Raw genomic sequence first — 23,932 nt, 5'->3', positions numbered from 1 at the left:
ATCACGGCTTCGGCGGCAGCGGATCGGGCACCTTGTTCTTCACGGGAGGAACTTGGCGAAGATAGGCAAAGACCGCTTTCAGGTCGTCATCCGTCATCTTTCCATAAGCCGGCCACGGCATCGGCGGCAGGATCTGCCGACCCTGGCCTTGGTGGCGCCCCGTGCGCATGGTCTGAATGAATTGCTGCTCGGTGAAATCCCGCAGCACGCCTGTCTCCGGGTCCGGCGTGAGATTGGCCGAGAAACTCACGCCCCAGGGACCCGACCAACCTGTCGAGGTTGGAGTCATGGCGCCGCTCCAAGGCGGAGAGACACTGGCCGGCGCAGTAATCGTCAGATCCTGCGGGTGGCCTGACAACGCCCGCTTCATGTCGGGCTCCGGACCGGCAGAGCCCATCATCCAGGGCGTATGGCAATCGTGGCAACCCGCAATCGAGACCAGATACTCGCCGCGCTTTACCGGCGCGCCCGCGGCGTCCTGAGCGAGCACGGCGCCGGGCACCAGCAGGGCAATCATCGACATCAACGGCAAAGCACGACGCATGGCTATCTCCCTTCTCGATCCAGGTGCGCTTGCTGAGCGGAAGCACCTTTTTCCGCGATCCAGCGGTAGAGCAGAGCCACGGCCTCATCGTCGACAAGCTCGGTTCCGAGCGGCGGCATCTGCAAGGCGGGATAGCGCGACGAGACCCGCTGCGTCAGACCGCTGCGATCAGCGTGGCCCGGCTCGACCCGCAGCACGGCATCGGGCGATTGGCCAGGAGCCGGTTTCTTCACCGGCTGTCCGACAGTGCTGGCGACAGCTGGCTGATCCGCGCTCCCGACATCTTGGCGCAGAACCAATCCGATGTTCTGCAGCGAACCGCGGTCGTTGTGGCAGTGCCCGCAATTGCCGTGCATGTAGCCGAGCGCGGCGCGCTCCGTTGCGGTCGCGGCCATGATCCGGGGCGGATCATCCAGGAGGTTTTGGGGCAGCCCGACAAGAAGCCCCCGGTCGACAAGGGCGCGCAGATCGATGCCCGGTTCGGGCCGAAGCTCGGCGTGCACCGCGCGAGGGTCCCGCTCCGGCGACAGCTGAAGCGTGCTGAACCCCAGGACCTCGGAGAGGCCTCCCTGGTGGCACGCCTTGCAATCGGTCACGCCTGGGATCGTATGCGACCGGCCGCCCGCGAGCGGATAGGCACCACGTTTGCCTTTTGCCGGAACCAGCTGCGCCTCACGGCCATCCGCGTTCCAGGCATAGGCCGCATAAAGCCATTGACCATCCGCCTTGCGCTCAAGATAGCGTGTCTCGACCTTCTGGCCGTTGAAGGAAAACTCCTTCCAGAAACGCGTGCCGATCGGGAAGACCCAGGCATCCGGGTCGGAGCCGTCAATGGCCGCACCGGCCGGCAGCGAGATCCACCGGCGCTTCGTCGCTCCGTCGCTCCACAGCGGGTATTGGGGAGCGAAAGCGAGATGTCCGGGATTGACCTGCAACGTGTCGAAATCGGCATAGAGGCCTGTATCCTGCAGCGTCGGCGGAGGATTGTCGGTTGCAGGTTGCGGGACGGCTGACACGCTCGTGAGCACGCCAAAGCCCAGGACAAGCATCGCTCCAACGACGATGGAGCGATGTCTCCGACTGGATCTCACCCGTTCCGCGATGGCGATAACCTTGGCCATGCACGTCTTCCTTCTCCAGGATGAGCGCATGCTGATCGATACGCCTGTTCTCCTTGGGCCGCTGTGATCCTACGCACCTGGATGTCATGCACCTAAAACTCTTCGGGAGTGGTCCTTCCGATGTCTCGGATCTCGGTAGCATGACAGCAAAAGAAGGAGTGCAGGCACGGGCTCTGCATTCGTCGACCTGAATCGAGGCTGTCCGCCCATAGGCCGGGTCTCATTTCCTAACATTTCACGTTAGGCGCATCGGGGTAGGAAATTATCGCCTCTCTTGGCGTTAAGCCTCCGGACCGTGGAAAGCGGCCCATGTTTCCACCGACATAGGAGGTTTCCGTGAAGACCTTTACGATCATGGCCAGCACCGTCGCCGCGCTCGGCACCATCGGCTTGGCGCAGGCGCAGACGAGCGGGACGCCGAATTCGCCGTTCCCCTACGCTGCTCCGCACGAAGTTCAGATGATCAACGGCGTGCCCTGCCGCACCATTCTCGACCGTGAAAACAACCAGCGCATCCCGATTCAGTGCGCCACCTCGGCCGGTATGGTCGGAATGGATCCGACGACGACCGGCAGCGTTCTCGTTGGCTCTCCCGCAGGAGCGCCTGTCTCGGGCACCCCGAACTCCGCCTTCCCCACGGCCGCGCCGCATGAGATCCGCATGTTCAACGGTGTTCCGTGCCGGACCGTTCTCGTTCCCGGGACTGAGCAGCGCGTTCCGGTCGAGTGCGCCCGCTGATCGTTGTCGTCCCAGCGACAGGCGCGGGCTCTCGATCCTGCGCCTGTCGCGCCCTTTCCGTCAGCCGAGGCCCAGCCAATGGATCCGGTGAAGCTCAGGGCGGCCGGAGCACAGAGGCCCACGTTGCCTGAAACCGCGGAGGGTTCGGTCATTGCCGCCTCCGGCTCCGTCAAAGGCTTCAGGAACCTTGAAAACTTCAGGAACATGGAGCGCGGCCTGCCGATGCTGCGCCGTGGGAGCGGCTTGGCTCCATCGGGAGCGGCACGCGACACCGGCCTCCCTTGGCTTTAGGGGGCCACCCTGCTATTGCGGCCTGACCATTCCTACATTTGCAGAATTATGACCGCTCGCACCTTCGACAATATCCGCAACTTCTCCATCGTGGCCCATATCGACCACGGCAAGTCGACGCTGGCCGACCGCCTGATCCAGACCACGGGGGCGCTGACCGCCCGCGAGATGACGGAGCAGGTGCTCGACAGCATGGATATCGAGCGCGAGCGCGGCATCACCATCAAGGCGCAGACCGTGCGCCTGGAATACAAGGCCCAGGACGGCAAGACCTATATCCTGAACCTGATGGACACCCCCGGCCACGTGGACTTCGCCTACGAGGTCTCGCGTTCGCTTGCCGCCTGCGAGGGCTCGCTCCTGGTGGTCGACGCGTCCCAGGGCGTGGAGGCGCAGACGCTGGCCAACGTCTATCAGGCCATCGACGCCAATCACGAGATCGTTCCGGTCCTCAACAAGATCGACCTGCCCGCCGCCGATCCGGACAGGATCAAGGAGCAGATCGAGGAGGTGATCGGCATCGACGCCTCGGAGGCCGTACCGATCTCGGCCAAGACCGGCATCAACATCGAAGGCGTGCTCGAGGCCATCGTCACCAAGCTGCCGCCGCCCAAGGGCGACCCCGACGCGCCGCTGAAAGCGCTCCTCGTCGATTCCTGGTACGACGCCTATCTCGGCGTCGTGGTTCTGGTCCGCATCATCGATGGATCCATGAAGAAGGGCTCGACCATCAAGATGATGGGCACGGGCGCGTCCTACAGCCTCGACCGCGTCGGCGTCTTCTCGCCGAAGATGCAGGAAATGGCGCAGCTCGGACCGGGCGAGGTCGGCTTCTTCACCGCCTCGATCAAGGAAGTGGCCGACACCCGCGTCGGCGACACCATCACCGACGAGCGCAAACCCACGGCACAAGCGCTTCCGGGCTTCAAGCCCGTGCAGCCGGTGGTGTTCTGCGGCCTCTTCCCGGTGGATGCGGCCGAGTTCGAGAACCTGCGCGCCGCCATGGGCAAGCTTCGCCTCAACGACGCGAGCTTCTCCTACGAGATGGAGACCTCGGCGGCGCTCGGCTTCGGCTTCCGCTGCGGCTTCCTCGGCCTCCTGCACCTCGAGATCATCCAGGAGCGCCTGGAGCGCGAGTTCAACCTCGACCTGATCTCCACCGCGCCTTCCGTGGTCTATCACCTGAAGCTGCGCGACGGCTCGACCATCGAGCTGCACAACCCGGCCGACATGCCGGACGTGATGAAGATCGAAACCATCGAGGAGCCGTGGATCCGCGCCACGATCCTCACCCCGGACGATTATCTCGGCTCCGTGCTCAAGCTGTGCCAGGAGCGGCGCGGCATCCAGATCGACCTGAACTATGTCGGCAAGCGCGCCATGGTGGTCTACGACCTGCCGCTCAACGAGGTGGTGTTCGACTTCTACGACCGCCTGAAGTCGATCTCGAAGGGCTACGCGTCCTTCGACTATCACATCTCCGACTATCGCGAGGGCGACCTCGTGAAGATGTCGGTGCTCGTCAACGCCGAGCCGGTGGATGCGCTCTCCATGCTGGTGCACCGCGACCGCGCCGAAGGCCGGGGGCGCGCCATGTGCGAGAAGCTCAAGGAGCTGATCCCGCCGCACATGTTCCAGATCCCGGTCCAGGCGGCCATCGGCGGCAAGATCATCGCCCGCGAAACCATCCGGGCGCTGCGCAAGGACGTGACCGCCAAGTGCTACGGCGGCGACGCCTCGCGCAAGCGCAAGCTGCTCGACAAGCAGAAGGAAGGCAAGAAGCGGATGCGCCAGTTCGGCAAGGTCGACATCCCGCAGGAAGCCTTCATCGCGGCGCTGAAGATGGATAGTTGAGGAGGGCCTTTCGGCCCTCTTTCCTTTTTTAAAGGAGAAGGAGGCACAGGAACCCCGTTCGGCAGGTCCGCCCCCTCCTGCGCCTTCATAGCAGTTTAGCTTCTTAGAACCGTCAGTGTTGAGGTAATTCCCGCGCGAGCACAGACAAAACGAAATCAATGACACGCTGTCTTTTACGGCGGGGAGTGGACCGCACAGGGAGAGCTTCCAACATTTCACGCCAATTCGGCAAATAGGACTGCTGGTTAACAATCGGGTTTGCTGCAGCCGCGATCTTGCTCTTCATTGTTTTGTCTGAGCCCCAAATTCTCGTTAATTTTTAGGGAAATTTCCCCTCTGCATCCCAAACTACCTTAGGGAACCCTCATACGAGAATTGTGCTTCCGGTAAATTCATTCCACACTAGCAGTAAATAATAAGGGAGCAGGAATGAATACCCTGGATAGCATGCGCGCCTTCGTGCGTATCGTGGAGTTCGGAAGCTTTGCTGCGGCAGCCCGCAATCTGGATATCTCACCCGCCATGGTGACGAAGCATGTGGCACACCTCGAGAAGAGGATCGGGGCGTTGCTGCTCCATCGCACAACACGCAAAGTGCGCCCAACCGAGGTGGGGCAAGCCTATTTTGAGCGATGCCTCGCCTTATTGAGCGATTTCGAGGCTGCGGAAAGCGAAGCGAGTGCTGGTGTAACAACCCCGCGCGGCCCTCTCAGGGTTACTGCTCCGAACGAGTTCAGCCCCTATCTCGGCCAAATGACGGCCGAGTTTCTCAAACTTTATCCCGAGGTTAATCTCAGTCTCGATTTCTCAAACCGGTTCGTGAACGTGGTCGAGGAAGGCTACGACGTTGCTATCCGCATCTCGGCGTCTCTCGACTCCAGCCTGGTCGGCCGCCGCATCGCCATATCGCGGGCTCATATCGTCGCAAGCCCCAGTTATATTGACCGGCATGGGCCTCTCAAGGATCCTCAGATGCTTGCCGAGCATCCATGCCTTTCCTATGGCATGCCTTCCGCTTCCGATGAGTGGACGTTCCAAAAGGCGGACGAAACAAAGAAGATCAGGATCAACAACAAGCTCGTCTCCACGAGGGCCGAGCCCCTCATTCTGGCCGCACGGGCGGGCGCTGGCATCACCTGGCTTCCGACCTTCGTTTGCGGCCAAGATCTGCGCGAGGGCAAGCTGATCTCACTGTTTCCGGATCACCATGTCGGTTCTCTCGAGGTTTATGTCCTCCACCCGCATCGACGGTTCGTGCCGACGAAGGTGAAGGCCTTCATCAATGTACTGGCCAAAAGCCTGAACCCGGGCGAAGTCGAGGATCCCTGGGCGTGATGACCGCAACCGGCTGAACCTGTGGCCCCTCTGCTGCACTGCACCGGAACTGCATCCCGCTTCCAGAGTTCAAACAGACACGGGCCCTGAAGTCCTTCATCGACTGTTGCTTTCAGCATAGTGTCCTTGCTGCGGGCTTAGGCAGGTCTGCAGAATGAGGCCATCCCCCTGCATACCGCACATCCGAGCCACAGGATCTCGCTTCACAGGAGAGCCCATGACGTCGTCCCTGCGGACCACCCTGCCAACCCTGTTCGCCCTTCTCCTCGGCTATGCGCTCATGCAGGTCGGCAACACCCTGCAGGGCACGCTGCTCAGCGTGCGCGGTAGCATCGAGCAGTTCACCCCGACGCAGATCGGCGCCGTGGGCGCCGCGTTCTGGGCCGGCATCGTCCTCGGCTCGCTCTATGCCGGGCGCGTGATCCAGCAGGTTGGGCACACGCGTACTTTCGCAGCGCTGGCGGCCGTGGCTGCATCGACCGCGCTGCTGCATCTCCTCGTGATCAGTCCGGCCGTATGGATTGCGGCCCGCGGGCTGACCGGTTTCTGCTTCGCGGGCCTGTTCATCGTGGTTGAGAGCTGGCTCAACGCTTCCGTCAGCGCACAGACGCGCGGGCAGGTCCTCAGCGTCTACGGGATGACCGGTCTCGTCGCCGGGATCGGCGGGCAGATGCTGCTGCCCACGGGCGATCCCTATGGCTACAAGCTGTTCTGCTTCGTCGCCATCCTGATCTCGCTTGCCTTGGTGCCTCCGGCCCTGTCGCGGGCGAGCGCGCCGGTTCACGCGGTGAGCGATACGAAGATCAACCTGATGCAGCTCTACCGGCAATCGCCCTTCGGCGTGGTGGCAGCGGTGCTGTGCGGCATCACCACGAGCTCGTTCTTTGCACTCGGGCCGATCTGGGCGCAGGAGCGCGGATTGGACACGGCGGAAATCGCGCTCTTCATGACCTGCGGCACGCTCGGCGGCTTTCTCACCACATGGCCTCTGGGCTGGCTCTCCGACCGAATGGACCGCCGCCATGTGATCGTCGGCACGGCTGCCATGGCGGCGGCGATCCTGCTCGCGCTCATCCACTTCGTGTCGCCCACGGTGCCGGTCTGGCTCGTCTTCGTCTACGTGACCATTTTCGGCGGCAGCGTCATCCCCACCTACAGCATCGTGACCGCGCATGTGAACGACATGGTCAGGCCCGGCGAGTTCGTCGCCGCGGCGGGCGGTTTGCTGATCCTGTTGGGCGTCGGTGCCACGATCGGTCCCGTGATCGCCGGCATGGCGATGACGCAGTTCGGACGCCTGGGCCTGCTCTATGTGGTCATCGTCGCCCAGGCTCTGATGGCGATCTGGGGCGCCTATCGCAGCCTGCAGCGCGCTTCGCTTCCAACGGAGGAAAAGGAGACCTTCGTTCCAGAGCCGACGATCCCCGTGGGCACACGGCTGGAGGCGTCCTGAGCGCATTTAGAGCTGTTTCCGCTTGCGTGGAATCATCTCTCTTCTTTGGCTTGCCGCATTTCTTGACGGCGAACCGGATCCACTTCGCCGAAAAATGCTCTAGGCCTACATGACGAGCGATTGGGCGCCGTCGATCCAGACCGGCGTGCCGGTGATGTGCCGCGCCCTGTCGGACGCCAGGAAGAGCACGAGTTCCGCCACCTCCTCGCTCGTCCCCGGCTCCTTGCCGGTGAGCGGGATCGGCCCGGCCGGATATTCCGCCGGAACCTCCGCCTCCTCCGTATCGCGCTTCTCGGTGTTCTCCATGATCTCGGTGCCGATCTTGCCGGGACAGACCACGTTCACACGGATCTTGTGCTTGGCGAGCTCCACCGCCAGCATCTGCGCCATCGCCACCTGCGCAGCCTTGGTAGCGGAATAGGCCGTCGCGCCCGCGCTCGTGAAGGTGCGCGTGCCGTTGATCGAGGCTGTGATGACGATGGAACCTCCCGCCTTCTTGAGGTGCGGCACGCCATGATGGATCGTCAGGTAGGTGCCGCGCAGGTTCGTGTTGATGGTGCGATCCCACTCCTCCGGCTTCAGCTCGTCGATGGGAGCCCAGACGCCGTTGATGCCTGCATTGGCGAAGACGATGTCGAGCCTGCCATAGGCCTGCACGAGGTCGGCCACAGCCTTCCTCATCTGGCCGTCGTCGGCGACGTCGGCGACGAGCGGAATGGCCTTGCCGCCGGCGCGCTCGATCTCTTCGGCCGTTTTGCGGATCTCGTCTTCAGTGTGGCTCAGCACGCCGACCATGGCACCCTCGCGGGCGAAGCACAGCGCTGCAGCCTTGCCGATGCCTGACCCCGCGCCCGTCACGAGCGCGACCTTGCCTTGAAGCTCCATTGCCTTTCCTCCGGTGATAGGGTCGCCCTGTCCCTGAACCGGACGAGCATCGGCTTGTTCCCGGATTGTCAGGCGATGCCGACGCGCCGCCCTAAAGCATCGATCACCGGCTCGCCGTCCTCCTTGGCGAACTCACCCTGCTGCGGTGGCAGGATGTCGAGGACGGTCTCCGATGGGCGGCACAACCTGACGCCTATCGGCGTGACCACGATGGGCCGCTCGATCAGGATCGGATGCTCCATCATCGCATTGAGCAGCCGGTCGTCACTGACGGATGGATCATCCAATCCGAGCTCCTGGAACGGCGTTCCCTTCTCACGGATGACGTCGCGGACGCTCACCCCCATGCGCGCGATCAGCTGGCGCAGGAGCAGCCGCGTCGGCGGACACTTGAGATATTCGATGATGTGCGGCTCGATCCCTGCATTGCGGATCAGGCCCAGGGTGTTGCGGGAGGTCCCGCATTGGGGATTGTGGTAGATGATCACGTCCATGGCTTGTCCCCTGCCTTGCGAGCGAAGTCGGCTCTCTGCCGGTCAACTTGCAGGATCGGCATGTAATCGAAAAGTCTTTTGGAAGCCGCGGCGAAGCCTCAGCGCTGGCAGGAGGCCCCACCATGCAGCTTCAATCGTGCGAGGAGCTGCCGGGTGAGAGCATCGGAGGCTTCCCGGGACTCGATGCCGGTGAGGGACAGTTCGAGCACCCATTGGCTGGAAAGAGGAACGATCAGGGTCTCGACCGTCATGGCTTTCGAGGCGGTTGGCAGATTGGCATCGATCCAGGTCGCGGACCACCGCGTCGCGCCTGCGCTGGATGTCAGGGACACCGACTGTGCAGGACGCCCGAGCATCTCCTCGTAGTCCCGCTGCAGAAAAGCCGCATCGCGGCTGACGAGATCAGGCTGCGGCATGCTGCGAAGCTCCTGGGCGGAGCGAAGGCCGACGGCGACCCGCACATCGGAGAGAGCGGACGTCAATCCCTCCGCGGATAGGTGCCATTCATTCGGAAGAGAGAAGGAGAAGCAACCATCCGACGGGGTTGCGCCGGTGACGACGGTCTGCCGCGTGACCGGATCGAACCGCGCCTGAACGGGCTCGCTCATCGGGGAAGCCGCGAGCGGGTCATTGGCGGCCTGCGCATGGGAGGCAGCGGTCAACAAACCCAGAATGACGGCTTTGCCTGCCCATATCCCCCACGATCTGACGCTGTGCACCTTAACTCTCCCGCCGGAACGGACTCTTCTGTCATAGCAACGCGCCGGAACTGCACCGGTTGCCTTAAGCTCTCGTGACCTTGAGTTGCCGGAGATGGGCCCTAACTCGCTCAGGAAGAAATGAACTCTGGAGAGACTTTATGCAGGCTTTCATACGCGCCTCCATCGTCGCGGCCACTCTGCTCGCGGCAGGCCAGGCTACGGCTGCGACCTGCCGTGACCCGGCAGGGTTCGAGAAGTGGCTCGACGAGATCGGTCAGGAGGCAGTGTCGCAGGGCATCTCGGCGGATGCTGTCAGGCAGGGTCTGTCCGGCATCACCTTCGACCAGAGCGTGATCAAGAAAGATCGTGGCCAGGGCGTTTTCAAGCAGAGTTTCGAGCAGTTCGCGGGCCGCATGGTGTCTCAATCCCGCCTCAGGGGCGGCGCCAACATGTTGCAGCGGCATGCGGGAACGCTCTCTCGCATCGAGCAGCGCTTCGGCGTGCCGGGCCCGGTGCTGGTGGCGATCTGGGGGCTCGAGACCGATTTCGGCGCGGTGCGCGGCAATCTGCCGGTCATTCGCTCGGTCGCGACGCTCGCCTATGATTGCCGACGCTCCGATTTCTTCAAGGCCCATCTTTTCGATGCCCTGCGCATTGTCGACAAGGGCGATCTTTCGCCGGCAGAGATGCGCGGCGCCTGGGCCGGTGAGATGGGGCAGACCCAGTTCATGCCTTCGAACTATGTCAAATACGCCATCGATTTCGACGGTGACGGACGCGCCGATCTCCTGCGCAGCCCGGCGGACGTGCTGGCCTCAACCGCCAATTACCTGAAAGGCCATGGCTGGGTGAAAGGCGCCGATTGGGAGCCGGGCTCGCCGAATTTCGAGGCCATCCGGGCCTGGAACAAGTCGCAGGTCTATTCGAAGACGATCGCCTATTATGCGAAGAAGCTCGCAGGCGAAGACACCTCGGCCTTCGCGACCCAGTGATATCCTGAAAATAGCGGGCTCCCGGCCCGCCTTTTTCTCTGATCCATCAGCTGTGGGCTAGAAGATCAGCTCGCCCGCTCCCCAGGCCAGCAGAATGAAGATCACGAAGATCAGCAGGAAGATGCCGAACAGGACCTTGGCGATGCTGCGGGCGCCGGAGGCGATACCCGTGAAGCCCAGGGCTCCCGCCACGAGGGAGACCACGAGAAAGATCAGAGCCCATTTGAGCATGTCGGCACCCTCGTTGCTTACTGTCCAGCTACAGGCATAAGCACCCAAGCTTGATCGAGTTCCCGATGGCCCTCGGAGCAGGATGGCATCTTCCTAAATCACGACAGTGATCTTCTCGGCCGCTCGGGTCAGGGCGGTGTAAAGCCAGCGGCTGCGGTGCTCGCGGAAGGCATAGGATTCGTCGAAGAGAACGAGGTCGTCCCATTGCGATCCTTGAGCCTTGTGCACGGTCAGCGCATAGCCGTAGGTGAACTCGTCCGACTCCTTGCGCAGCACGAACGGCACCTCCTCCTCCGTTCCTTCGAAGAAGGCCTTGTGCACGGCCACCTCCACGGATCGGCGGCGGGCATCGTCATCGGGCAGCACATCCATGCGGATGAAATCGTTGCGGATGCCGCGCAGGGCCTGGATGGCCCAGGTGCCGCCGTTGAGCAGCCCCTTGGTCTTGTCGTTGCGCAGGCAGACGAGCTTCTCGCCCGCCGCCGGCATGGGATCGCGGTAGCCGTTCAACTCGCGCAGGCGCGTGTTGTAGAGGCGCCGCGTCTTGTTGAGGCCGACCAGCACCTGATCGGCCGCCATGACGGCAGCGGCATCGATCTCGCGGCGGCGGATGATGCGGCTCTCGCCATAGGTGCCGGCCTCGAGACGCCCGCCTTCCCGAACCTGCATCGACAGATGAATGATCGGATTGTCCTTGGCCTGACGATGCACCTCGGTCAGCATCACGTCGGGTTCGCCATCCGTGAAGAATCCTCCCCCCTTGACCGGCGGCAGCTGCGCCGGATCGCCCAGCACGAGAACCGGTTGACCGAAGGACAGGAGATCGCGCCCCAGCTCCTCGTCCACCATCGAGCATTCGTCGATGACGATGAGATCGGCCTTGGATGCCGGGCTCTGGCGGTTGATAACGAATTGCGGACCGTTCTCGTCCGATTCCCGCGAGCGGTAGATCATGGAATGGATGGTGGAGGCGTCCGTGCAGCCCTTCGTGCGCAGCACGAGCGCGGCCTTGCCCGTATAGGCGCCGAAGGCCACCTCACCATCCACGTGCTCGGCGATGTGCTTGGCGAGAGTCGTCTTGCCGGTGCCGGCATAGCCGAACAAGCGAAACACCGGACGATCGCCGCGGCGCAGCCACTCGGCGACCGCCTTCAGGGCGGCGTCCTGTTGCGGCGACCAGGTCATGCGGATCGTGCCTCGCGGTGCAGGGAGTAGAGAAGGCCGACGATGATGCAGAGGCAGCCGAGGAAGACATAAGGATCGAGCGGCTCGCCATAGAACTGCCATCCGACGAAGGCGATGAGCGGGATGCGCATGAAGTCCAAGGGCACGACCATGGTCGCATCGCCCCGGCGGTAGGCGTTGGTCAGGCAGTAATGCGAAAGGAGACCTCCGAGGCAGATGCCGAGGAAGGGCAGAACGTGGGCCGGCTGCACCACGAGCCAGAAGGCCCGCCTCACGCCCGCAAGATTCATGGGCAGTTGCAGGAGGTTCATGAAGAACAGGATGGAAAAGGTGCTCTCGGTCATCGTGAGGCGCTTGGTCATGATGGCCACGAGAGCGAAGCTGAAAGCGACTCCCAGCATCAGGAAACTGGCTGGCTGCAAGGTTTCCAGCCCTGGTCTCAGGATCACGAGAATGCCGATGAAGCCGAGGATCACGGCGACCAGGCGCCCTCTCGTCATCGTCTCCTTGAGCAGCGGAATCGCCAGCAGCGCCACCCAGGCGGGCGTGGTGAATTCGAGCGCGAAGACGGTCGCGAGCGGCAGCAGCGTGAGTCCGAAGGCCCACCCATCCGTAGCTGCAAAGTGCAGGACGTTGCGCGTGAGATGCAGGCCGAAGCGCCGCGGTTTCAAGCCGGGTCTGAGCTCCGGCTTGAGGAGCGCGAGGAAGAGCAGGATCAGGACGCCGGCGGCATTGCGGACGGCCAGCATCTCGAAGATCGAGAAGGTAGGCGCGAGCGCACGCACCGCGATGGCGGTTGCGGAGAAGGCGAGAAGCGCACCGCTCATCCAGAGGACGACGGCAAGGATGCTGCGATGGGGCACGACGGACCGGACGATGTGAATGCCCCTTCCGCTTACCCTGCCGCTTCCCTGGCGTGAAGCCTTCATCGACACGAAGCCTGCAGCGACCAAGCCGCGCATGAGCAACGAACCTCCTGCGTTCATGTGCCCAACGTCCCACATGCCGAGTCATCGTGCGTGATTCTTGCCTCGTGGAGCCGCTCGCATCCTGCATGGTGCGTCAGAAGGCAGATTTTTTTCGAGTCTGCCAGGACTGCACTTTCGCACTCATGAAAGTCCCATCTTGCCCTCTCTGAGTGGAGAGGTTTTCCTTGCGATGTTGAACGTTCTTGAAGACGTCCGAATACTCGCACAGTGCTGAAGATCAACTTTCAACTCGCGTTAAGAGATTGATTTCAAAAACATTTTCAAAGTGGCTAGAACTGATCACCAACGATCATATGCAGATGGAGCTGTCTCAAGAAGAGACTCTAAATGTCTCATCTCACACCCGATATTGAGTCTTGCGCCCGCAAGTGAAGAGAGTGGCGTTGGTCGACATATCCACAGAAAAAGTGCGCGTTCTACTGTCTACACTTTCCGTTATTCGGAACCCCCTTGGTATAACGACGTTGCCTTGCAAGCGTGACGGTTGCACGCGAAGGCCCTTGAAGGAGGCGGCTATGCCGACAGATACAAAGTCAAACCCGCTGACGATGCTGTTCACGGGTGACACCGGTGCGACCAGCACCAAGAAGACCGCGAAGAAGAGCAGCTCTCGCAGCGGCTCGTCGAGCGCCAAGAAATCAGGCTCGAAGAGCTCGGCGACCAAGAAGGCCGGCACCAAGAAGACTGCAGCGAAGTCGACCTCCAGGTCGGCCGCGAAGTCTTCGGCCAAGTCCGGCGCCAAGAAGACCACTGCCAAGAAGACCACTGCCAAGAAGACGACCGCCAAGAAGACCTCGGCCAAGTCGTCTGCGAAGTCCGGCGCCAAGAAGACCACCGCCAGGAAGACGGCAGCGAAGAAGACCACTGCCAAGAAGTCGGTGGCCAAGAAGACCACTGCAAAGAAGACCTCCGCAAAGTCGACTGGTTCGGCGGCCCGGAAGTCCTCGTCGCGTTCGTCGTCGGCACGTTCCGGCGCGTCCCGCTCCTCGGCCAAGAAGACTGCATCCCGCAGCTCCAGCCGCGGCGCAGTGAAGTCGTCTTCCCGGAGCTCGGCGTCCAAGTCCCGCAGCGCGTCCAAGTCGTCGCCCAAGCGCGCCGCCGCTGCTTCGAGCCGGACCTCTTCCACGAAGAAGTCGGGTACGGTTGCCAAGCGTTCGTCCGGCTCCCGTTCTTCGAGCTCGCGCAAGAGCCCCTCGAAGTCGAGGCGTTAAGACCCGCACGCGCCGGGATAGGTCTTCCTATCTTCGGCGCCTGCACATAAAAAAAATCGCCCGGTGAAAGCCGGGCGATTTTTTGTTCGGAGCTGTGGAGCCCGGGTTTGAGCATCGGACCTAAAAGTGGTGTCCGCTTTTGGGGTCGATCCGATGCTCCCTTCCTTGATGAACGCATCGCTCTTTGCGGGAAAACCGGGTCCACTTTTCCGCACGATGCGCTAGCGGCCTGTGCTCATGGGATCGCTGGCCCCCCAGTAGGGGGTGGCATTGTAGTAGCGGTGGACATGCTCCTCCCACTCGCGATCGTAGGAGGCATCGTGCCCTTCCGCGCTGCGGCGCGGGGCCCCGCGCAGCTGATCCTCGGTCAGGTTCAGCTCGTAGGCATCGAGTTCGGTATTGTACTTCAGGACACCCCAGGGAAGCGTGTAGTATTCCTCGCCAAGCCCCATGAAGCCTCCAAAGCTCATGACCGCATAGGTCACCTTGCCGGATCGCTTCTCGATCATCACGCGCTCGATCGTACCGATCTTCTCACCGTCCGAGCGGCGGACCGGCGTCCCCTCGACCTTGTCGCTGGCGATCAGGCTGTGGGTTTCGCGAACATCGCCACTCTGTGCCGTTGTCTGCATCATCTCGCTCCTTCATGTGTGAGATCCTAAGGCAACGCTCGGGTTGAAAACCCGGTTCCGATTCGGCGCCGCTTCTCCGGAATCGCCAAAGGCTTTGATCTCCAAGGCTTTGGACGCCTGCCGAAGCGCTGCCGTAGGAACCCCCTTCCCGTCCTCACGTTGATCAACGTTTTCGAAACGTGAGGATACGAAGGAGAGTGCCATGGCGGTTCGCCAGAAGCCGGTCGAGGAACAGGTGATCGTCATCACCGGCGCATCCAGCGGCATCGGACTTGCAACAGCCCACCTGTTCGCCGAGCGTGGCGCCAGAGGCCTCGTTCTTGTCGCCCGTAACGAGGATGCCTTGCGCAAGATCGCCGATGAGCTGAGCCGCGGCCGCACCCGGGCCGTTGCGGTGGCTGCGGATGTGAGCAAGCGGGAGGAGCTGGAGCGCGTAGCGCGGACAGCCATCGACACCTTCGGAGGCTTCGACACCTGGGTGAACGATGCCGCCGTCGCGCTTTACGGCAATCTCACCGAGATCCCCATGGACGATCAGCGGCAGCTCTTCGACGTCAATTACTGGGGCGTCGTCAATGGCTCCATGATCGCGGCGGAGCACATGCGCCATCGCGGCGGCACCATCATCAATGTCGGCAGCGTCCTCTCTGAGCGGACCATGATCCTCCAGACGCAGTATTCCGCCTCGAAGCACGCGGTGAAGGCCTTCACCGATGGCCTGCGCATGGAGCTGGAAAACCAGGGCGCAGCGGTCGCGGTGACGCTCATCAAGCCTTCCTCGATCGATACCCCTTACGTCGAGCATGCCCGCAACTACCTCGACCGCGGGAACGCCGTTCCACCTCCGGCCTACGATCCGCACCTCGTCGGAAAGGCGATCATGTTTGCGGCCGAGCACCAGCGGCGCGAGATCACCGTCGGCTTCGGCGGCTGGGTCATCGGCGCCATGGGCAAGGTGGCCCCGCGCCTCTTGGACAAGGCCATGGAATGGACAGGCTACGGCTCGCAGACGACGGATCAGCCGGAACGTCCCGGCATGCGCGACAACCTCTATCGGGCTCGCCAGGACGGCGACATGTATTCGTCTCTGCCTGGCGAGCCGCGCAAGACGAGCATGCTGCTCGAGGCCCAGCTTCACCCCTTCGTCACGGCGGCCATCCTGGCCGGTGTCGCGGCCGGCATCGCGGCGCTGTTCATGCCGCCCCTGACGGGCGGCCAGCGCCGGCGTCAGGTCAAGCGCCCAACCCCGCGCTACCAGCCCACCATGAGGCGCGCCGGCAACGGTCACGACAAGCGTACTTTCGGTCCTGGGCATGTAAGCCAGCGGGGTCCCTACGAGGGTCGGCCACAGCCAAGGCACTGACTTGATCACGCAAGGCCGGGGCGCACCCCCGGCCCTTCTTTTTGAGAGCGACAAGATGGCTGTGGCCGACACGTTTCACAGCGGAAGGATGCAGGTTAGCCTCTCCGCATGAATCCGATTCGATCCCTCGCCATCATCCTCGCCCTGGTCGTCAGCGGCTCTGCCGCCGCTCAGGACAAAGGCACTCTCGACCCGAAGCCACTGCCGCCGCTCGCCAATCCGAACGATCCGAAGCTGGCCGCGAAGGAGCTGTTCGGACGCCGCGCCACTCCGGCCGATCGTCGCTCGCGCTCCATCGGCGGCTATGCCCGCGGCTGCGTTTCAGGGGCGGCGGCGATCCCGGTCGATGGCGAGAACTGGCAGGTCATGCGCCTGTCGCGCAACCGCAACTGGGGCCACCCTCAGCTGATCGGCTTCCTGCAGCGTTTCGCAACGCAGCTTCCTTCCATCAATGGCTGGCCGGGGCTTCTTGTGGGCGACATCTCGCAGCCGCGCGGCGGGCCCATGATCACGGGCCACGCCTCGCACCAGATCGGCCTGGATGCGGACATCTGGCTGACCCCCATGCCCAACCGACGCCTGTCGCGGGCCGAGCGGGAGGAGATGTCGGCCACCAACATGGTGCGCGACGACTGGCTCGACATCGATCCCGCACGGTGGACGCCCGGGCACACCGCCCTCATCCGCGCTGCCGCGCAGGAGAGGAGCGTGGCGCGCATCTTCGTGAATCCGGCAATCAAGAAAGCGCTTTGCCGCGAGTCCGGAGCGGATCGCAGCTGGCTGAGCAAGGTGCGGCCGACATGGGGCCACAACTATCATTTCCACATCCGCCTCGCCTGCCCTGCGAATGATGCGACCTGCTCGGATCAGGACCCTCCCCCAGGCGGCGACGGCTGCGGATCGGAGCTCGCGGCCTGGTTCACGCCGCAGATGCTGCATCCGAAGCCCGGCAAGCCCCGCCCGCCGCTGACCATGGCGCAGTTGCCGGCCGAGTGCCGCGGCGTTCTCGAAGCGCCCTGAGCAGTCTGGATACCCAAGCAGAAGCGGCCCGCATGGCTGTGCATGCGAGCCGCTGTCAGACGGTTGTGAGCGATGCTGGGCTTATTCCGCCGCCACGCCGACGCCGATGGCGCAGGACACGCCGGTGCCGCCAAGGCCGCAATAGCCGTTCGGATTCTTGGCTAGGTATTGCTGGTGGTAATCCTCAGCGAAGTAGAACGGTCCTGCATCCAGGATCTCGGTCGTGATCGGCCCGTAGCCTTTGGAAGCGAGCGCCTGGGCATAGGCAGCCTTCGACGCTTCGGCAGCCCTGCGCTGCTCCTCGTCAAACACGTAGATCCCGGAGCGGTACTGAGTGCCGGCATCGTTGCCCTGGCGCATCCCCTGCGTCGGGTCGTGGTTCTCCCAGAACGTCTTCAGCAGGGCCTCAAAGGGGATCACCTTCGGATCGAAGACCACCAGCACGACCTCGTTGTGGCCCGTGAGGCCGGAGCAGACCTCCTCGTAGGTCGGGTTCGGCGTGATGCCGGCCGCATAGCCGGCCGCGGTGATCCAGATGCCCTCGCCCATCTGCCAGAACTTGCGCTCGGCGCCCCAGAAGCAGCCGAGGCCGAACAAGGCTTTTTCCATGCCATCAGGATAAGGCGGCTGCAACGGGCGGCCGTTGATGAAGTGCCGTTCGGCCGTGGGAATGGGGGCAGCCCTTCCGGGAAGGGCCTCGGCGGCGGTCGGCAGGTCGAGACGTTTGCGGAAGCTGAACATGGGGATCCCTCGCGTGATCCCGCTTATGTAGTCACGGCCCCGTTCCTGCGGGAGGGGCGGCTTGTCACCTTGCCGTGAAGGCTCAGCGGCCTGCCAGATAGCCGATGGGCTCCAGGGGCTTCTGGCCCAGCCACAGCAGGAAGGCCCCGATGATGAACCCGGTCACCGAGGCGGGCAACTGGAGAACGTAAGTTGCGATCGGATCCCACAGCCAGGGATAGCCGCGCTGCGCGATGCTTCCCTCGAGTCCGGCCATGCCGCCGGGGAAAATGGTGCCGCTCACTTTTCCGACCGATGCGAACGAAACAGCATTGTTGACGATGGACCGTGTTCCATCGATCACAAGTCCAACAAATCCCGCTGCGATCAGCAGGAGGCCAAGGGTACGCGCTAGGAACTTCACGGGAGGGCCCCTCTACAAACAGAGGGGGAATTATCTAGTACCTTTTGTCGCAATGGCAAAGACGATTCCGTATGATTTGTCACAAGTTCGGTCTTGCTATTTGCCCTGGTTTGGCGATACACGGGCGCTCCGCAGACGCAAGCGGAAGAACCTGACCAGCCTGCCCCCATCGGCAGGCCAGGGTTCTTGAGCCGCACAAGGCTCATGCTGGAGGGGTGGCCGAGTGGTTGAAGGCGCACGCCTGGAAAGTGTGTATACGGGAAACCGTATCGCGGGTTCGAATCCCGCTCCCTCCGCCATTATCTAAGTCTCTGATATTACATAATTTTTGTCCCCAGGGCCAATATTGGCAAGTCGCGGTATTCTTTAGACAATTCCGGGATAACTATTCTTTGAGGCGTCCTTATTCGGAGTCGAATGAGGCCTTCAGGGCTCCAATTTTGCTCCTTTTCTCTGCCCTAAAACTACCCAGTTCGGTAGTGGCGTAAGAGGCAGGTGCGGGTGTGATCGATTGGACCAATGACTGCGTACCACTCGATAGCGGAATATTGGCCAAAGTCCGAAATGTGCCATTAAGAGACGTTTCCAGCCCCGCACCGAGGTTCGACTATGCCTTGGGAAGCAACTTGACGAGGCAGTACGAAAGCAGTGCGCACAGTCCCACGATGGCGACGTGATGCAGGAAGAAGGCTGGTGTCGAAGTCTCAGAATTCCAACGTCATCCGCATGAACAGCCTCGACCCGACATTCAGGACATTCAGACTGTGAATTCCGTAAGCAGCGATCACTGCGGCCGCGGCACGTAAAACAAAGGTGCGAGGTTTGCTGCTGCCCGTAACACCGGACCATCTGCGCACGTTACCCATGATCATCGACCAATGCAGCCCAAGATGCGCCCCGACGGCGAGCAGGACCAGGTAAGCCACCAAGGTATGGATCTGGCGCGAGGTCGGGGTGCTCGTCAAAGGCAGGAAGCTGAAGACCGCTTGGAAGATGATCACGCTGGTCACGACGAGAGCCAGCATGGTCATCAGAAGGGAAAGAGTGATCGTCTTGGAAACAGCCCTACGAGGCTCGCGCCAGCCCTTCACAATCGTGCCGTACCATCGGCGATTAAAGATACCGTGAGCGATCAGCAGCAGGAACATCACCGTGCCGATGACCTCATGGGCTACATTGCCGAGCCAGTCATAGGCGAGAGCAGCCAGCAACAAACAGGCTGCCATGAAATCGAGAAACAGGCGGAACAGGAACAAGGGTCTCACGGGATGTAGGCCCGCATCCTGTCGATCGTGAACATGTAGTCGTTCGCAGCCTGAGACTGATGGCAGGATTGGCAGCGTGTGGCGATGGCAGTCCGCCGAACCTGTTTGTCGGTGCCGAACTGCTGGAAGTGCCAGTCGCCGGTGCGCTGCTCGGCGGCAAAGTCGAGGCCTCAATCGATACCCTTTTCCATGACGAAGTAGCCAGTCAGGGCGCCGTTGTCGTAAATCTCCAGCACAAGCCGAGTGCCTGGTGGCAATGGCTGGCCGGCCTTCGCGATATCGATGGTTTCTCTGAGGGCATAGGCCAGCTCTCAGCCGGTGCCGCGCCTGTAGTCGCCGTACATCACCATCTGGTCGAAGTTGGCTGGAAACCTGACCCGATTGGTTTGAGCCTGAACCTTCGCTCCCAACGTCAACAGGGTCAGCAGGGCAAGCGTGATCGCGAGTGGAAAGATCCGGAGCATGGGGATCATGAGGAGCCTCTGTGGCAGCCGCAAGGCTTGAGCCTTGCGCGGGAAACGGTGAGCGATTGCCATGGCCGACCTCCGTCGAGGCCGGCTAGGGCTTCCGTTCGGAGCAGCGGGGACTAGAGGTTGCTCTTGAAGAAGGGTGCCAGCTTCCGGGCTGCGACGGACGAACCGTCGCCATCGTAGAGATCCATATGCGTGGCACCGTCGACGATGAAGAGTTCCTTGGCCTTCGAGGCGGCCTTGGCGTGAAGTTCTTGGCTGTGCCACAGCGAGCCTGCCTCGCTCCCGGTGACCATCAGGAGCGGCTGCGTCAGGAAGGTGTCAGCCCCCTCGAACCCGGTGAACGACGCCAGGGTGCTGATGCTGGTCATCAGCATCTGGTTGGTCGAGTTGGGGTGCTGGCCGCGCGGCGTCAGATAGTAGTCGGCGGCTTCCTGGAGGTCGCGCGGGGCTGTCGTGTCACCGATCTTGGGAACGTAGTTCACGTAGACCGGCGCGGCTCCCGCAGCCTCGACTGAGCGCTGCTTGGCAACGGCCTCGAGCGTCTCGATCAGAGCGGATTCCGGCGCCTTGCCATCCCATCCCTTGCGAGTGGCCGCACCGACGTCGACCGCGCTTACCGTCCCGAGCGCCTTGATGCGGCGCTCAGTCATGGCCGCCTTCACGGTCGTGCCGCTCCCGGCGCAGACACCAAGGGCACCGATGCGCTCCGCATCCACGTAGGGTAGCGAGACCAGGTAGTCGACGGCGCTGTAGATGTCCCCGACGCGCCTCATCGGATCATCGACGAAGCGGGGCAAGCCGCCGCTGGCGCCCTGATGCGCCGAGTCGAAGGCCAGGGTGACGAAGCCTTCCTCAGCCAGTTTCCGTGCGTAGAGCCCGGCCGTCTGCTCCTTGACGCCACCACCGGGATGGACAACCACGATGGCCGCGTACTTCTGGCTCCGATTGAAACCCTTGGGATAGTAGACGTTCCCGGCCAAGGTGATGTCGTTCTTCTTGAACTCCACATTGCTGACGGTGACGTCTCCAGCCTGCGCGCTGATGACGGCGCTCTGAGGTGCGGAAACTAGGGCGGCGGAGGCGGCCCCAGCCAGCAGAAAGCCGACGGAGACGATGGAACTGCTCAGGAGGATTTGGCGGCGGCTCAGCCCAGTGATCTTGCTCATGGTGTCGTCCCTTCATGCTTCGGTGAGGCCCAGCCGCCAGTGCGCCTGTGACCAACCAAAGCTAGTCGCTCGGACATTCAGAGATTAGCCCGTATGATTAGCATGGGCTTAGAAGGCTGTTTTCTGAATGGGAGGCGATCCGGTCGGAGGGACCATTCCTCTCGAGGGCAGATGCGCCTATCCGCGATAGCGAAGCGCCTCGATCACGAGCGCGAAGGCCGGCGAGTGCTGCCGGCGGCTGGGATAGTAGAGGTGGTACGCAGGGCGCGGCGGGCACCAGTCCGAAAGCACCCGGATCAGCTTCCCCTCTCCGATCGCCGTGTCCACCTGATCCTCGGGAAGGTAAGCCAGTCCAAAGCCGCCGAGCGCGGCCTGGCGCATCATCCCGACGTTGTTGAAGGCGGTCCGTCCCTGGATCCGCACCTTGAGCTCCTGACCGTCCTTCTGGAACTCCCAGGCATAGAATGCACCGTGGGTCGGCAAGCGGAGCTTGATGCAACTGTGCTCGAGCAGGTCCTGCGGGACGTCAGGTTTGGCACGGCCTTCGAAATAGGAGGGAGCGCCCACCACCGCCATGCGCAGGTCGGCGCTGATCCGCAGGGAGATCATGTCCTTGTCGACCTGCTCGCCCAGCCGCACGCCTGCGTCGTAGCGGTCTGCGACGATGTCCTTGAGACCGTAATCACTGATGATCTCGACGTTGATGTCGGGATACTCGGCCAGGAGAGGGGCAAGGGTCGGCCAGAGAATGGTCTCGGCGGCGTGCTCGACGGTGGTGATGCGGATCGTCCCGGCGGGCTTGTCGCGCATTTCGCTGAGGGCGGCGATCTCGCTCTCGATCTCGTCGAAGTGGGGCCCGATGGTGCGAAGCAAGCGCTCGCCGGCCTCCGTCAGGGAAACGCTCCGGGTCGTGCGGGTGAGGAGGCGCAGCCCCAGGCGGGCCTCCAGCGTCCGGATCGTGTAGCTGAGCGCGGACTGGGATACCCCAAGCTGCGCCGCCGCCTTGGTGAAGCTCTGCTCGCGGGCGACCGCGATGAAGGCCGTGAGATCGTTCACGTTGTCCCGGCGCATTCAGAAATCCGTTTTCTAAGTCCATGCAGATAATACCATCTAATCGCGGATTCCCGGACGCGGTAGATGCAGGGCTCGGAAATGGGAGACTGACATGAGCAAGGTCTGGTTCATCACAGGTGCCAGCCGGGGGCTGGGCATCGATATCGCCCGGAAGGCCTTGGCCGCAGGACACTCTGTCGTGGCGACCGGACGCAATGCGGACCGGGTGCTCCAGGCCGTAGGCGCGCACGACAACCTGCTGACCGTCGCCCTGGATATCACCGACCCGGAGGCCGCGCTCACCGCCGCGAAGGCCGCGGTCGATCGGTTCGGCCGCATCGACGTTCTCGTGAACAATGCGGGCAACTTCCATGCCGGATACTTCGAAGAGATCAGCGCCAGACAGTTCCGGGCACAAATGGAGACGAACTTCTTCGGGCCGCTGAACGTGACCCGCGCCATCCTTCCAGTCTTGCGGAAGCAGCGCAGCGGTCAGGTGATCACAATCACGTCGACCGCGGGCCTGATCGGGCAGGAATTCGTGATCGCCTACGCGGCATCGAAGTTCGCGCTCGAAGGCTGGATGGAGTCGCTGCGCTTCGACGTGGCGCCCTATGGCATCGCCACGATGTCGGTCGAGCCGGGGTTCTTCCGCACCGAACTCTTGGTGGAGGGTGCTTCGACGATATGGCCGGAGCTTTCGATCGAGGATTATGCCGGCCGCACGGCGCAGACGATTGCGGCCTGGAAGGGCATGAACGGCCAGCAGGGCGGTGACCCGGCCAAGCTGGCCGCTGCACTGGTGACCCTGTCGGACTCGGGAGAGCTTCCTCTGCGCTTCGTGGCGGGGGCCGATGCCATGGCGGGTGTCGAGGCCAACCTGACAGCGATCCAGGGGCAGATCGATGCGCATCGCGCGCTGTCGGCTTCGCTGGCTTTCGACGACGCCTAGCGGTCGTCTGACCCGTATCTTCGGCTGACCCGAAGCCCGAATACGCATGGGGGACTGACGTGAGCACCAGGAAATCCATACTGCTCCTGGCCCTGACCATGGCAGTCCTTGGGATCGCCGCCTTCGCCTTGATGGCGGTGAAGGACCGGACCTACGTCGCGAGCGAGGCCTACGCGCCGGTGGGCGAGCCGAACCGGGCGACTGCGGTGGCCTACTACTCACGCTCCGGCCATTCCGAGGCCGTCGCCCGGGAGGTCGCGCGCTCGTTCAATGCGCCGATCGCTCGCATCTCGGCAGACTATCCTCTAGACTTCTCGGGTCAGGGAAAGGCCGTCTCTGATGCGAACGCGGGAGAGCTGCCGCGTATCGAGGTTGAACCCATCGATCTCGTTTCGGTTCGCCGTCTCTTTCTGGTGTCACCGACCTGGATGTTCCGTCCGGCGACGCCGCTTTGGTCTTACGTCGAGCAGACTGACCTTACGGGCAAGGAAATCGTGCTCGTCACGACCGGCAACAGCCGGTTCGAGCAAACGGAGATCGATGCGTTCGCAAGGCGTGTCGAGGCACGTGGGGGTCGCCTCATCCACCACCTTTTCCTACGCCGCGGCCGCGTCTACTGGCAGAAGAGCCGAGGGGATCTGCTGGCTGAGGCTCGCGCAAGAATACCGCATCTCGAGTAACGCAGCCTGCCGCTCCCGGAAGCTCTAACCCGACGGTTTGCGGTCTTAAACTATCTAACACGACACGCGCTATTGTCCCCTCAGGGTCCAGCCTGTGTGGAAACGTGTTCATCGGCTAAGCTGATGCGGATCAGCGGAGGTCGCGATGAAGCGTTTCGTT

The 23,932-nt window shown here is 62.7% G+C and carries 26 protein-coding genes, 1 tRNA gene and 1 pseudogene; 11 read left to right on the top strand and 17 right to left on the bottom strand.

What is annotated here, in order from left to right:
• Nucleotide 1: 1 nt before the first annotated feature.
• The gene (locus ILT44_RS00140; protein ID WP_204237522.1) at nt 2-544 is read right to left on the bottom strand and encodes a c-type cytochrome; all 543 of its coding nucleotides are present in this window, start codon (nt 542-544) and stop codon (nt 2-4) included.
• Nucleotides 545-546: 2 nt separating this feature from the next.
• On the bottom strand, nt 547-1,665 hold the full coding sequence (locus ILT44_RS00135) for a hypothetical protein (protein ID WP_204237521.1): 1,119 nt from the start codon (nt 1,663-1,665) through the stop codon (nt 547-549).
• 336 nt (nt 1,666-2,001) lie between these two features.
• On the opposite strand from ILT44_RS00135, the gene ILT44_RS00130 reads away from it, so the two are divergent.
• The 5 genes from ILT44_RS00130 (at nt 2,002) to ILT44_RS00110 (ending at nt 7,336) form a co-directional block, all read left to right on the top strand.
• A complete protein-coding gene (locus tag ILT44_RS00130; protein WP_204237520.1) occupies nt 2,002-2,403 on the top strand; it encodes a hypothetical protein in 402 nt (133 codons plus the stop codon).
• 3 nt (nt 2,404-2,406) lie between these two features.
• Nucleotides 2,407-2,694, top strand: a complete 288-nt coding sequence (locus ILT44_RS00125; protein ID WP_204237519.1) for a hypothetical protein — start codon at nt 2,407-2,409, stop codon at nt 2,692-2,694.
• Nucleotides 2,695-2,742: 48 nt separating this feature from the next.
• Nucleotides 2,743-4,548 (top strand): translation elongation factor 4, encoded by a 1,806-nt coding sequence (lepA, locus tag ILT44_RS00120; protein WP_204237518.1) that lies wholly within the window; start codon nt 2,743-2,745, stop codon nt 4,546-4,548.
• Between the two features lie 429 nt (nt 4,549-4,977).
• Nucleotides 4,978-5,883, top strand: coding sequence for a LysR family transcriptional regulator (locus ILT44_RS00115; protein WP_204237517.1), 906 nt, complete (start codon nt 4,978-4,980; stop codon nt 5,881-5,883).
• Between the two features lie 217 nt (nt 5,884-6,100).
• A complete protein-coding gene (locus tag ILT44_RS00110) occupies nt 6,101-7,336 on the top strand; it encodes an MFS transporter (protein ID WP_204237516.1) in 1,236 nt (411 codons plus the stop codon).
• A gap of 105 nt (nt 7,337-7,441) precedes the next feature.
• Here ILT44_RS00110 and ILT44_RS00105 read toward each other — a convergent pair whose 3' ends face one another.
• From ILT44_RS00105 to ILT44_RS00095, 3 genes are all read right to left on the bottom strand, one after another.
• Nucleotides 7,442-8,221, bottom strand: coding sequence for an SDR family oxidoreductase (locus ILT44_RS00105; protein WP_204237515.1), 780 nt, complete (start codon nt 8,219-8,221; stop codon nt 7,442-7,444).
• Nucleotides 8,222-8,289: 68 nt separating this feature from the next.
• Entirely contained in the window at nt 8,290-8,715 is a 426-nt protein-coding gene (gene arsC / locus ILT44_RS00100; protein ID WP_204237514.1) for an arsenate reductase (glutaredoxin), read from the bottom strand.
• 98 nt (nt 8,716-8,813) lie between these two features.
• Nucleotides 8,814-9,434: a hypothetical protein gene (locus ILT44_RS00095; protein WP_204237513.1), complete on the bottom strand. Its 621-nt coding sequence runs from the start codon at nt 9,432-9,434 to the stop codon at nt 8,814-8,816.
• Between the two features lie 140 nt (nt 9,435-9,574).
• On the opposite strand from ILT44_RS00095, the gene ILT44_RS00090 reads away from it, so the two are divergent.
• Nucleotides 9,575-10,408 (top strand): lytic murein transglycosylase, encoded by an 834-nt coding sequence (locus ILT44_RS00090; RefSeq protein WP_204237512.1) that lies wholly within the window; start codon nt 9,575-9,577, stop codon nt 10,406-10,408.
• 57 nt (nt 10,409-10,465) lie between these two features.
• Here the strand turns inward: ILT44_RS00090 and ILT44_RS00085 are convergent, their stop codons facing one another.
• The 5 genes from ILT44_RS00085 to ILT44_RS00065 all read right to left on the bottom strand — a co-directional run bounded on the left by ILT44_RS00085 (nt 10,466) and on the right by ILT44_RS00065 (nt 14,656).
• Nucleotides 10,466-10,639 carry a DUF1328 domain-containing protein gene (locus ILT44_RS00085; RefSeq protein ID WP_201861801.1) on the bottom strand — a complete coding sequence of 58 codons (174 nt, stop codon included), beginning with the start codon at nt 10,637-10,639 and terminating at the stop codon, nt 10,466-10,468.
• A 93-nt stretch (nt 10,640-10,732) separates the two neighbouring features.
• Nucleotides 10,733-11,824 (bottom strand): ATP-dependent DNA helicase, encoded by a 1,092-nt coding sequence (locus ILT44_RS00080; RefSeq protein WP_204237511.1) that lies wholly within the window; start codon nt 11,822-11,824, stop codon nt 10,733-10,735.
• On the bottom strand, nt 11,821-12,786 hold the full coding sequence (locus tag ILT44_RS00075; RefSeq protein WP_204237510.1) for a DMT family transporter: 966 nt from the start codon (nt 12,784-12,786) through the stop codon (nt 11,821-11,823). The genes ILT44_RS00080 and ILT44_RS00075 overlap by 4 nt, the downstream gene beginning before the upstream one ends.
• Before the next feature lie 364 nt (nt 12,787-13,150).
• Nucleotides 13,151-13,999 carry a hypothetical protein gene (locus tag ILT44_RS00070; protein ID WP_204237509.1) on the bottom strand — a complete coding sequence of 283 codons (849 nt, stop codon included), beginning with the start codon at nt 13,997-13,999 and terminating at the stop codon, nt 13,151-13,153.
• 246 nt (nt 14,000-14,245) lie between these two features.
• The gene (locus tag ILT44_RS00065; RefSeq protein WP_204237508.1) at nt 14,246-14,656 is read right to left on the bottom strand and encodes a PRC-barrel domain-containing protein; all 411 of its coding nucleotides are present in this window, start codon (nt 14,654-14,656) and stop codon (nt 14,246-14,248) included.
• A 202-nt stretch (nt 14,657-14,858) separates the two neighbouring features.
• Between ILT44_RS00065 and ILT44_RS00060 the strand changes: the two genes are divergently transcribed.
• Nucleotides 14,859-16,019, top strand: coding sequence for an SDR family oxidoreductase (locus ILT44_RS00060; protein WP_204237507.1), 1,161 nt, complete (start codon nt 14,859-14,861; stop codon nt 16,017-16,019).
• A 108-nt stretch (nt 16,020-16,127) separates the two neighbouring features.
• A complete protein-coding gene (mepA, locus tag ILT44_RS00055) occupies nt 16,128-17,039 on the top strand; it encodes a penicillin-insensitive murein endopeptidase (RefSeq protein WP_204237506.1) in 912 nt (303 codons plus the stop codon).
• A gap of 81 nt (nt 17,040-17,120) precedes the next feature.
• Here the strand turns inward: mepA and msrA are convergent, their stop codons facing one another.
• Nucleotides 17,121-17,780: a peptide-methionine (S)-S-oxide reductase MsrA gene (msrA, locus tag ILT44_RS00050; RefSeq protein ID WP_204237505.1), complete on the bottom strand. Its 660-nt coding sequence runs from the start codon at nt 17,778-17,780 to the stop codon at nt 17,121-17,123.
• An 82-nt stretch (nt 17,781-17,862) separates the two neighbouring features.
• Nucleotides 17,863-18,183, bottom strand: a complete 321-nt coding sequence (locus ILT44_RS00045) for a hypothetical protein (RefSeq protein WP_204237504.1) — start codon at nt 18,181-18,183, stop codon at nt 17,863-17,865.
• Between the two features lie 209 nt (nt 18,184-18,392).
• Here ILT44_RS00045 and ILT44_RS00040 point away from each other — a divergent pair.
• Nucleotides 18,393-18,482: transfer RNA gene (locus ILT44_RS00040), tRNA-Ser, on the top strand.
• A gap of 405 nt (nt 18,483-18,887) precedes the next feature.
• Here ILT44_RS00040 and ILT44_RS00035 read toward each other — a convergent pair.
• The 5 genes and pseudogenes from ILT44_RS00035 to ILT44_RS00015 all read right to left on the bottom strand — a co-directional run bounded on the left by ILT44_RS00035 (nt 18,888) and on the right by ILT44_RS00015 (nt 22,158).
• Nucleotides 18,888-19,439: a DUF4405 domain-containing protein gene (locus ILT44_RS00035; RefSeq protein ID WP_204237503.1), complete on the bottom strand. Its 552-nt coding sequence runs from the start codon at nt 19,437-19,439 to the stop codon at nt 18,888-18,890.
• 5 nt (nt 19,440-19,444) lie between these two features.
• A pseudogene (locus ILT44_RS30650) lies at nt 19,445-19,588 on the bottom strand (cytochrome P460 family protein); the annotation flags it as partial.
• A 171-nt stretch (nt 19,589-19,759) separates the two neighbouring features.
• On the bottom strand, nt 19,760-19,984 hold the full coding sequence (locus tag ILT44_RS00025) for a hypothetical protein (protein WP_204237502.1): 225 nt from the start codon (nt 19,982-19,984) through the stop codon (nt 19,760-19,762).
• A 50-nt stretch (nt 19,985-20,034) separates the two neighbouring features.
• Nucleotides 20,035-21,087, bottom strand: a complete 1,053-nt coding sequence (locus ILT44_RS00020) for an alpha/beta hydrolase (RefSeq protein ID WP_204237501.1) — start codon at nt 21,085-21,087, stop codon at nt 20,035-20,037.
• Nucleotides 21,088-21,264: 177 nt separating this feature from the next.
• Complete coding sequence (locus tag ILT44_RS00015; protein ID WP_204237500.1) at nt 21,265-22,158, bottom strand: LysR family transcriptional regulator; 894 nt, start codon at nt 22,156-22,158, stop codon at nt 21,265-21,267.
• 94 nt (nt 22,159-22,252) lie between these two features.
• Between ILT44_RS00015 and ILT44_RS00010 the strand changes: the two genes are divergently transcribed.
• Both ILT44_RS00010 and ILT44_RS00005 read left to right on the top strand, forming a co-directional pair.
• Nucleotides 22,253-23,092 carry an SDR family oxidoreductase gene (locus tag ILT44_RS00010; RefSeq protein ID WP_204237499.1) on the top strand — a complete coding sequence of 280 codons (840 nt, stop codon included), beginning with the start codon at nt 22,253-22,255 and terminating at the stop codon, nt 23,090-23,092.
• A gap of 59 nt (nt 23,093-23,151) precedes the next feature.
• Nucleotides 23,152-23,772: a flavodoxin family protein gene (locus ILT44_RS00005; RefSeq protein ID WP_204237498.1), complete on the top strand. Its 621-nt coding sequence runs from the start codon at nt 23,152-23,154 to the stop codon at nt 23,770-23,772.
• The last annotated feature ends 160 nt before the right edge of the window (nt 23,773-23,932 follow it).

Origin of the sequence: Microvirga arvi (genome assembly GCF_016892765.1) — a bacterium.
Classification (GTDB): Bacteria; Pseudomonadota; Alphaproteobacteria; order Rhizobiales; family Beijerinckiaceae; genus Microvirga; species Microvirga arvi.
This window is presented reverse-complemented; position numbering and strand designations above follow the sequence as displayed.

Coding starts and splice junctions, on each gene's coding strand:
- ILT44_RS00140 (WP_204237522.1), bottom strand. CDS start 544: ATGCGTCGTGCTTTGCCGTTGATGTCGATGATTGCCCTGCTGGTGCCC.
- ILT44_RS00135 (WP_204237521.1), bottom strand. CDS start 1,665: ATGGCCAAGGTTATCGCCATCGCGGAACGGGTGAGATCCAGTCGGAGA.
- lepA (WP_204237518.1), top strand. CDS start 2,743: ATGACCGCTCGCACCTTCGACAATATCCGCAACTTCTCCATCGTGGCC.
- ILT44_RS00115 (WP_204237517.1), top strand. CDS start 4,978: ATGAATACCCTGGATAGCATGCGCGCCTTCGTGCGTATCGTGGAGTTC.
- ILT44_RS00110 (WP_204237516.1), top strand. CDS start 6,101: ATGACGTCGTCCCTGCGGACCACCCTGCCAACCCTGTTCGCCCTTCTC.
- ILT44_RS00105 (WP_204237515.1), bottom strand. CDS start 8,221: ATGGAGCTTCAAGGCAAGGTCGCGCTCGTGACGGGCGCGGGGTCAGGC.
- arsC (WP_204237514.1), bottom strand. CDS start 8,715: ATGGACGTGATCATCTACCACAATCCCCAATGCGGGACCTCCCGCAAC.
- ILT44_RS00090 (WP_204237512.1), top strand. CDS start 9,575: ATGCAGGCTTTCATACGCGCCTCCATCGTCGCGGCCACTCTGCTCGCG.
- ILT44_RS00085 (WP_201861801.1), bottom strand. CDS start 10,639: ATGCTCAAATGGGCTCTGATCTTTCTCGTGGTCTCCCTCGTGGCGGGA.
- ILT44_RS00080 (WP_204237511.1), bottom strand. CDS start 11,824: ATGACCTGGTCGCCGCAACAGGACGCCGCCCTGAAGGCGGTCGCCGAG.
- ILT44_RS00075 (WP_204237510.1), bottom strand. CDS start 12,786: ATGCGCGGCTTGGTCGCTGCAGGCTTCGTGTCGATGAAGGCTTCACGC.
- ILT44_RS00065 (WP_204237508.1), bottom strand. CDS start 14,656: ATGCAGACAACGGCACAGAGTGGCGATGTTCGCGAAACCCACAGCCTG.
- ILT44_RS00060 (WP_204237507.1), top strand. CDS start 14,859: ATGGCGGTTCGCCAGAAGCCGGTCGAGGAACAGGTGATCGTCATCACC.
- mepA (WP_204237506.1), top strand. CDS start 16,128: ATGAATCCGATTCGATCCCTCGCCATCATCCTCGCCCTGGTCGTCAGC.
- msrA (WP_204237505.1), bottom strand. CDS start 17,780: ATGTTCAGCTTCCGCAAACGTCTCGACCTGCCGACCGCCGCCGAGGCC.
- ILT44_RS00025 (WP_204237502.1), bottom strand. CDS start 19,984: ATGGCAATCGCTCACCGTTTCCCGCGCAAGGCTCAAGCCTTGCGGCTG.
- ILT44_RS00020 (WP_204237501.1), bottom strand. CDS start 21,087: ATGAGCAAGATCACTGGGCTGAGCCGCCGCCAAATCCTCCTGAGCAGT.
- ILT44_RS00015 (WP_204237500.1), bottom strand. CDS start 22,158: ATGCGCCGGGACAACGTGAACGATCTCACGGCCTTCATCGCGGTCGCC.
- ILT44_RS00010 (WP_204237499.1), top strand. CDS start 22,253: ATGAGCAAGGTCTGGTTCATCACAGGTGCCAGCCGGGGGCTGGGCATC.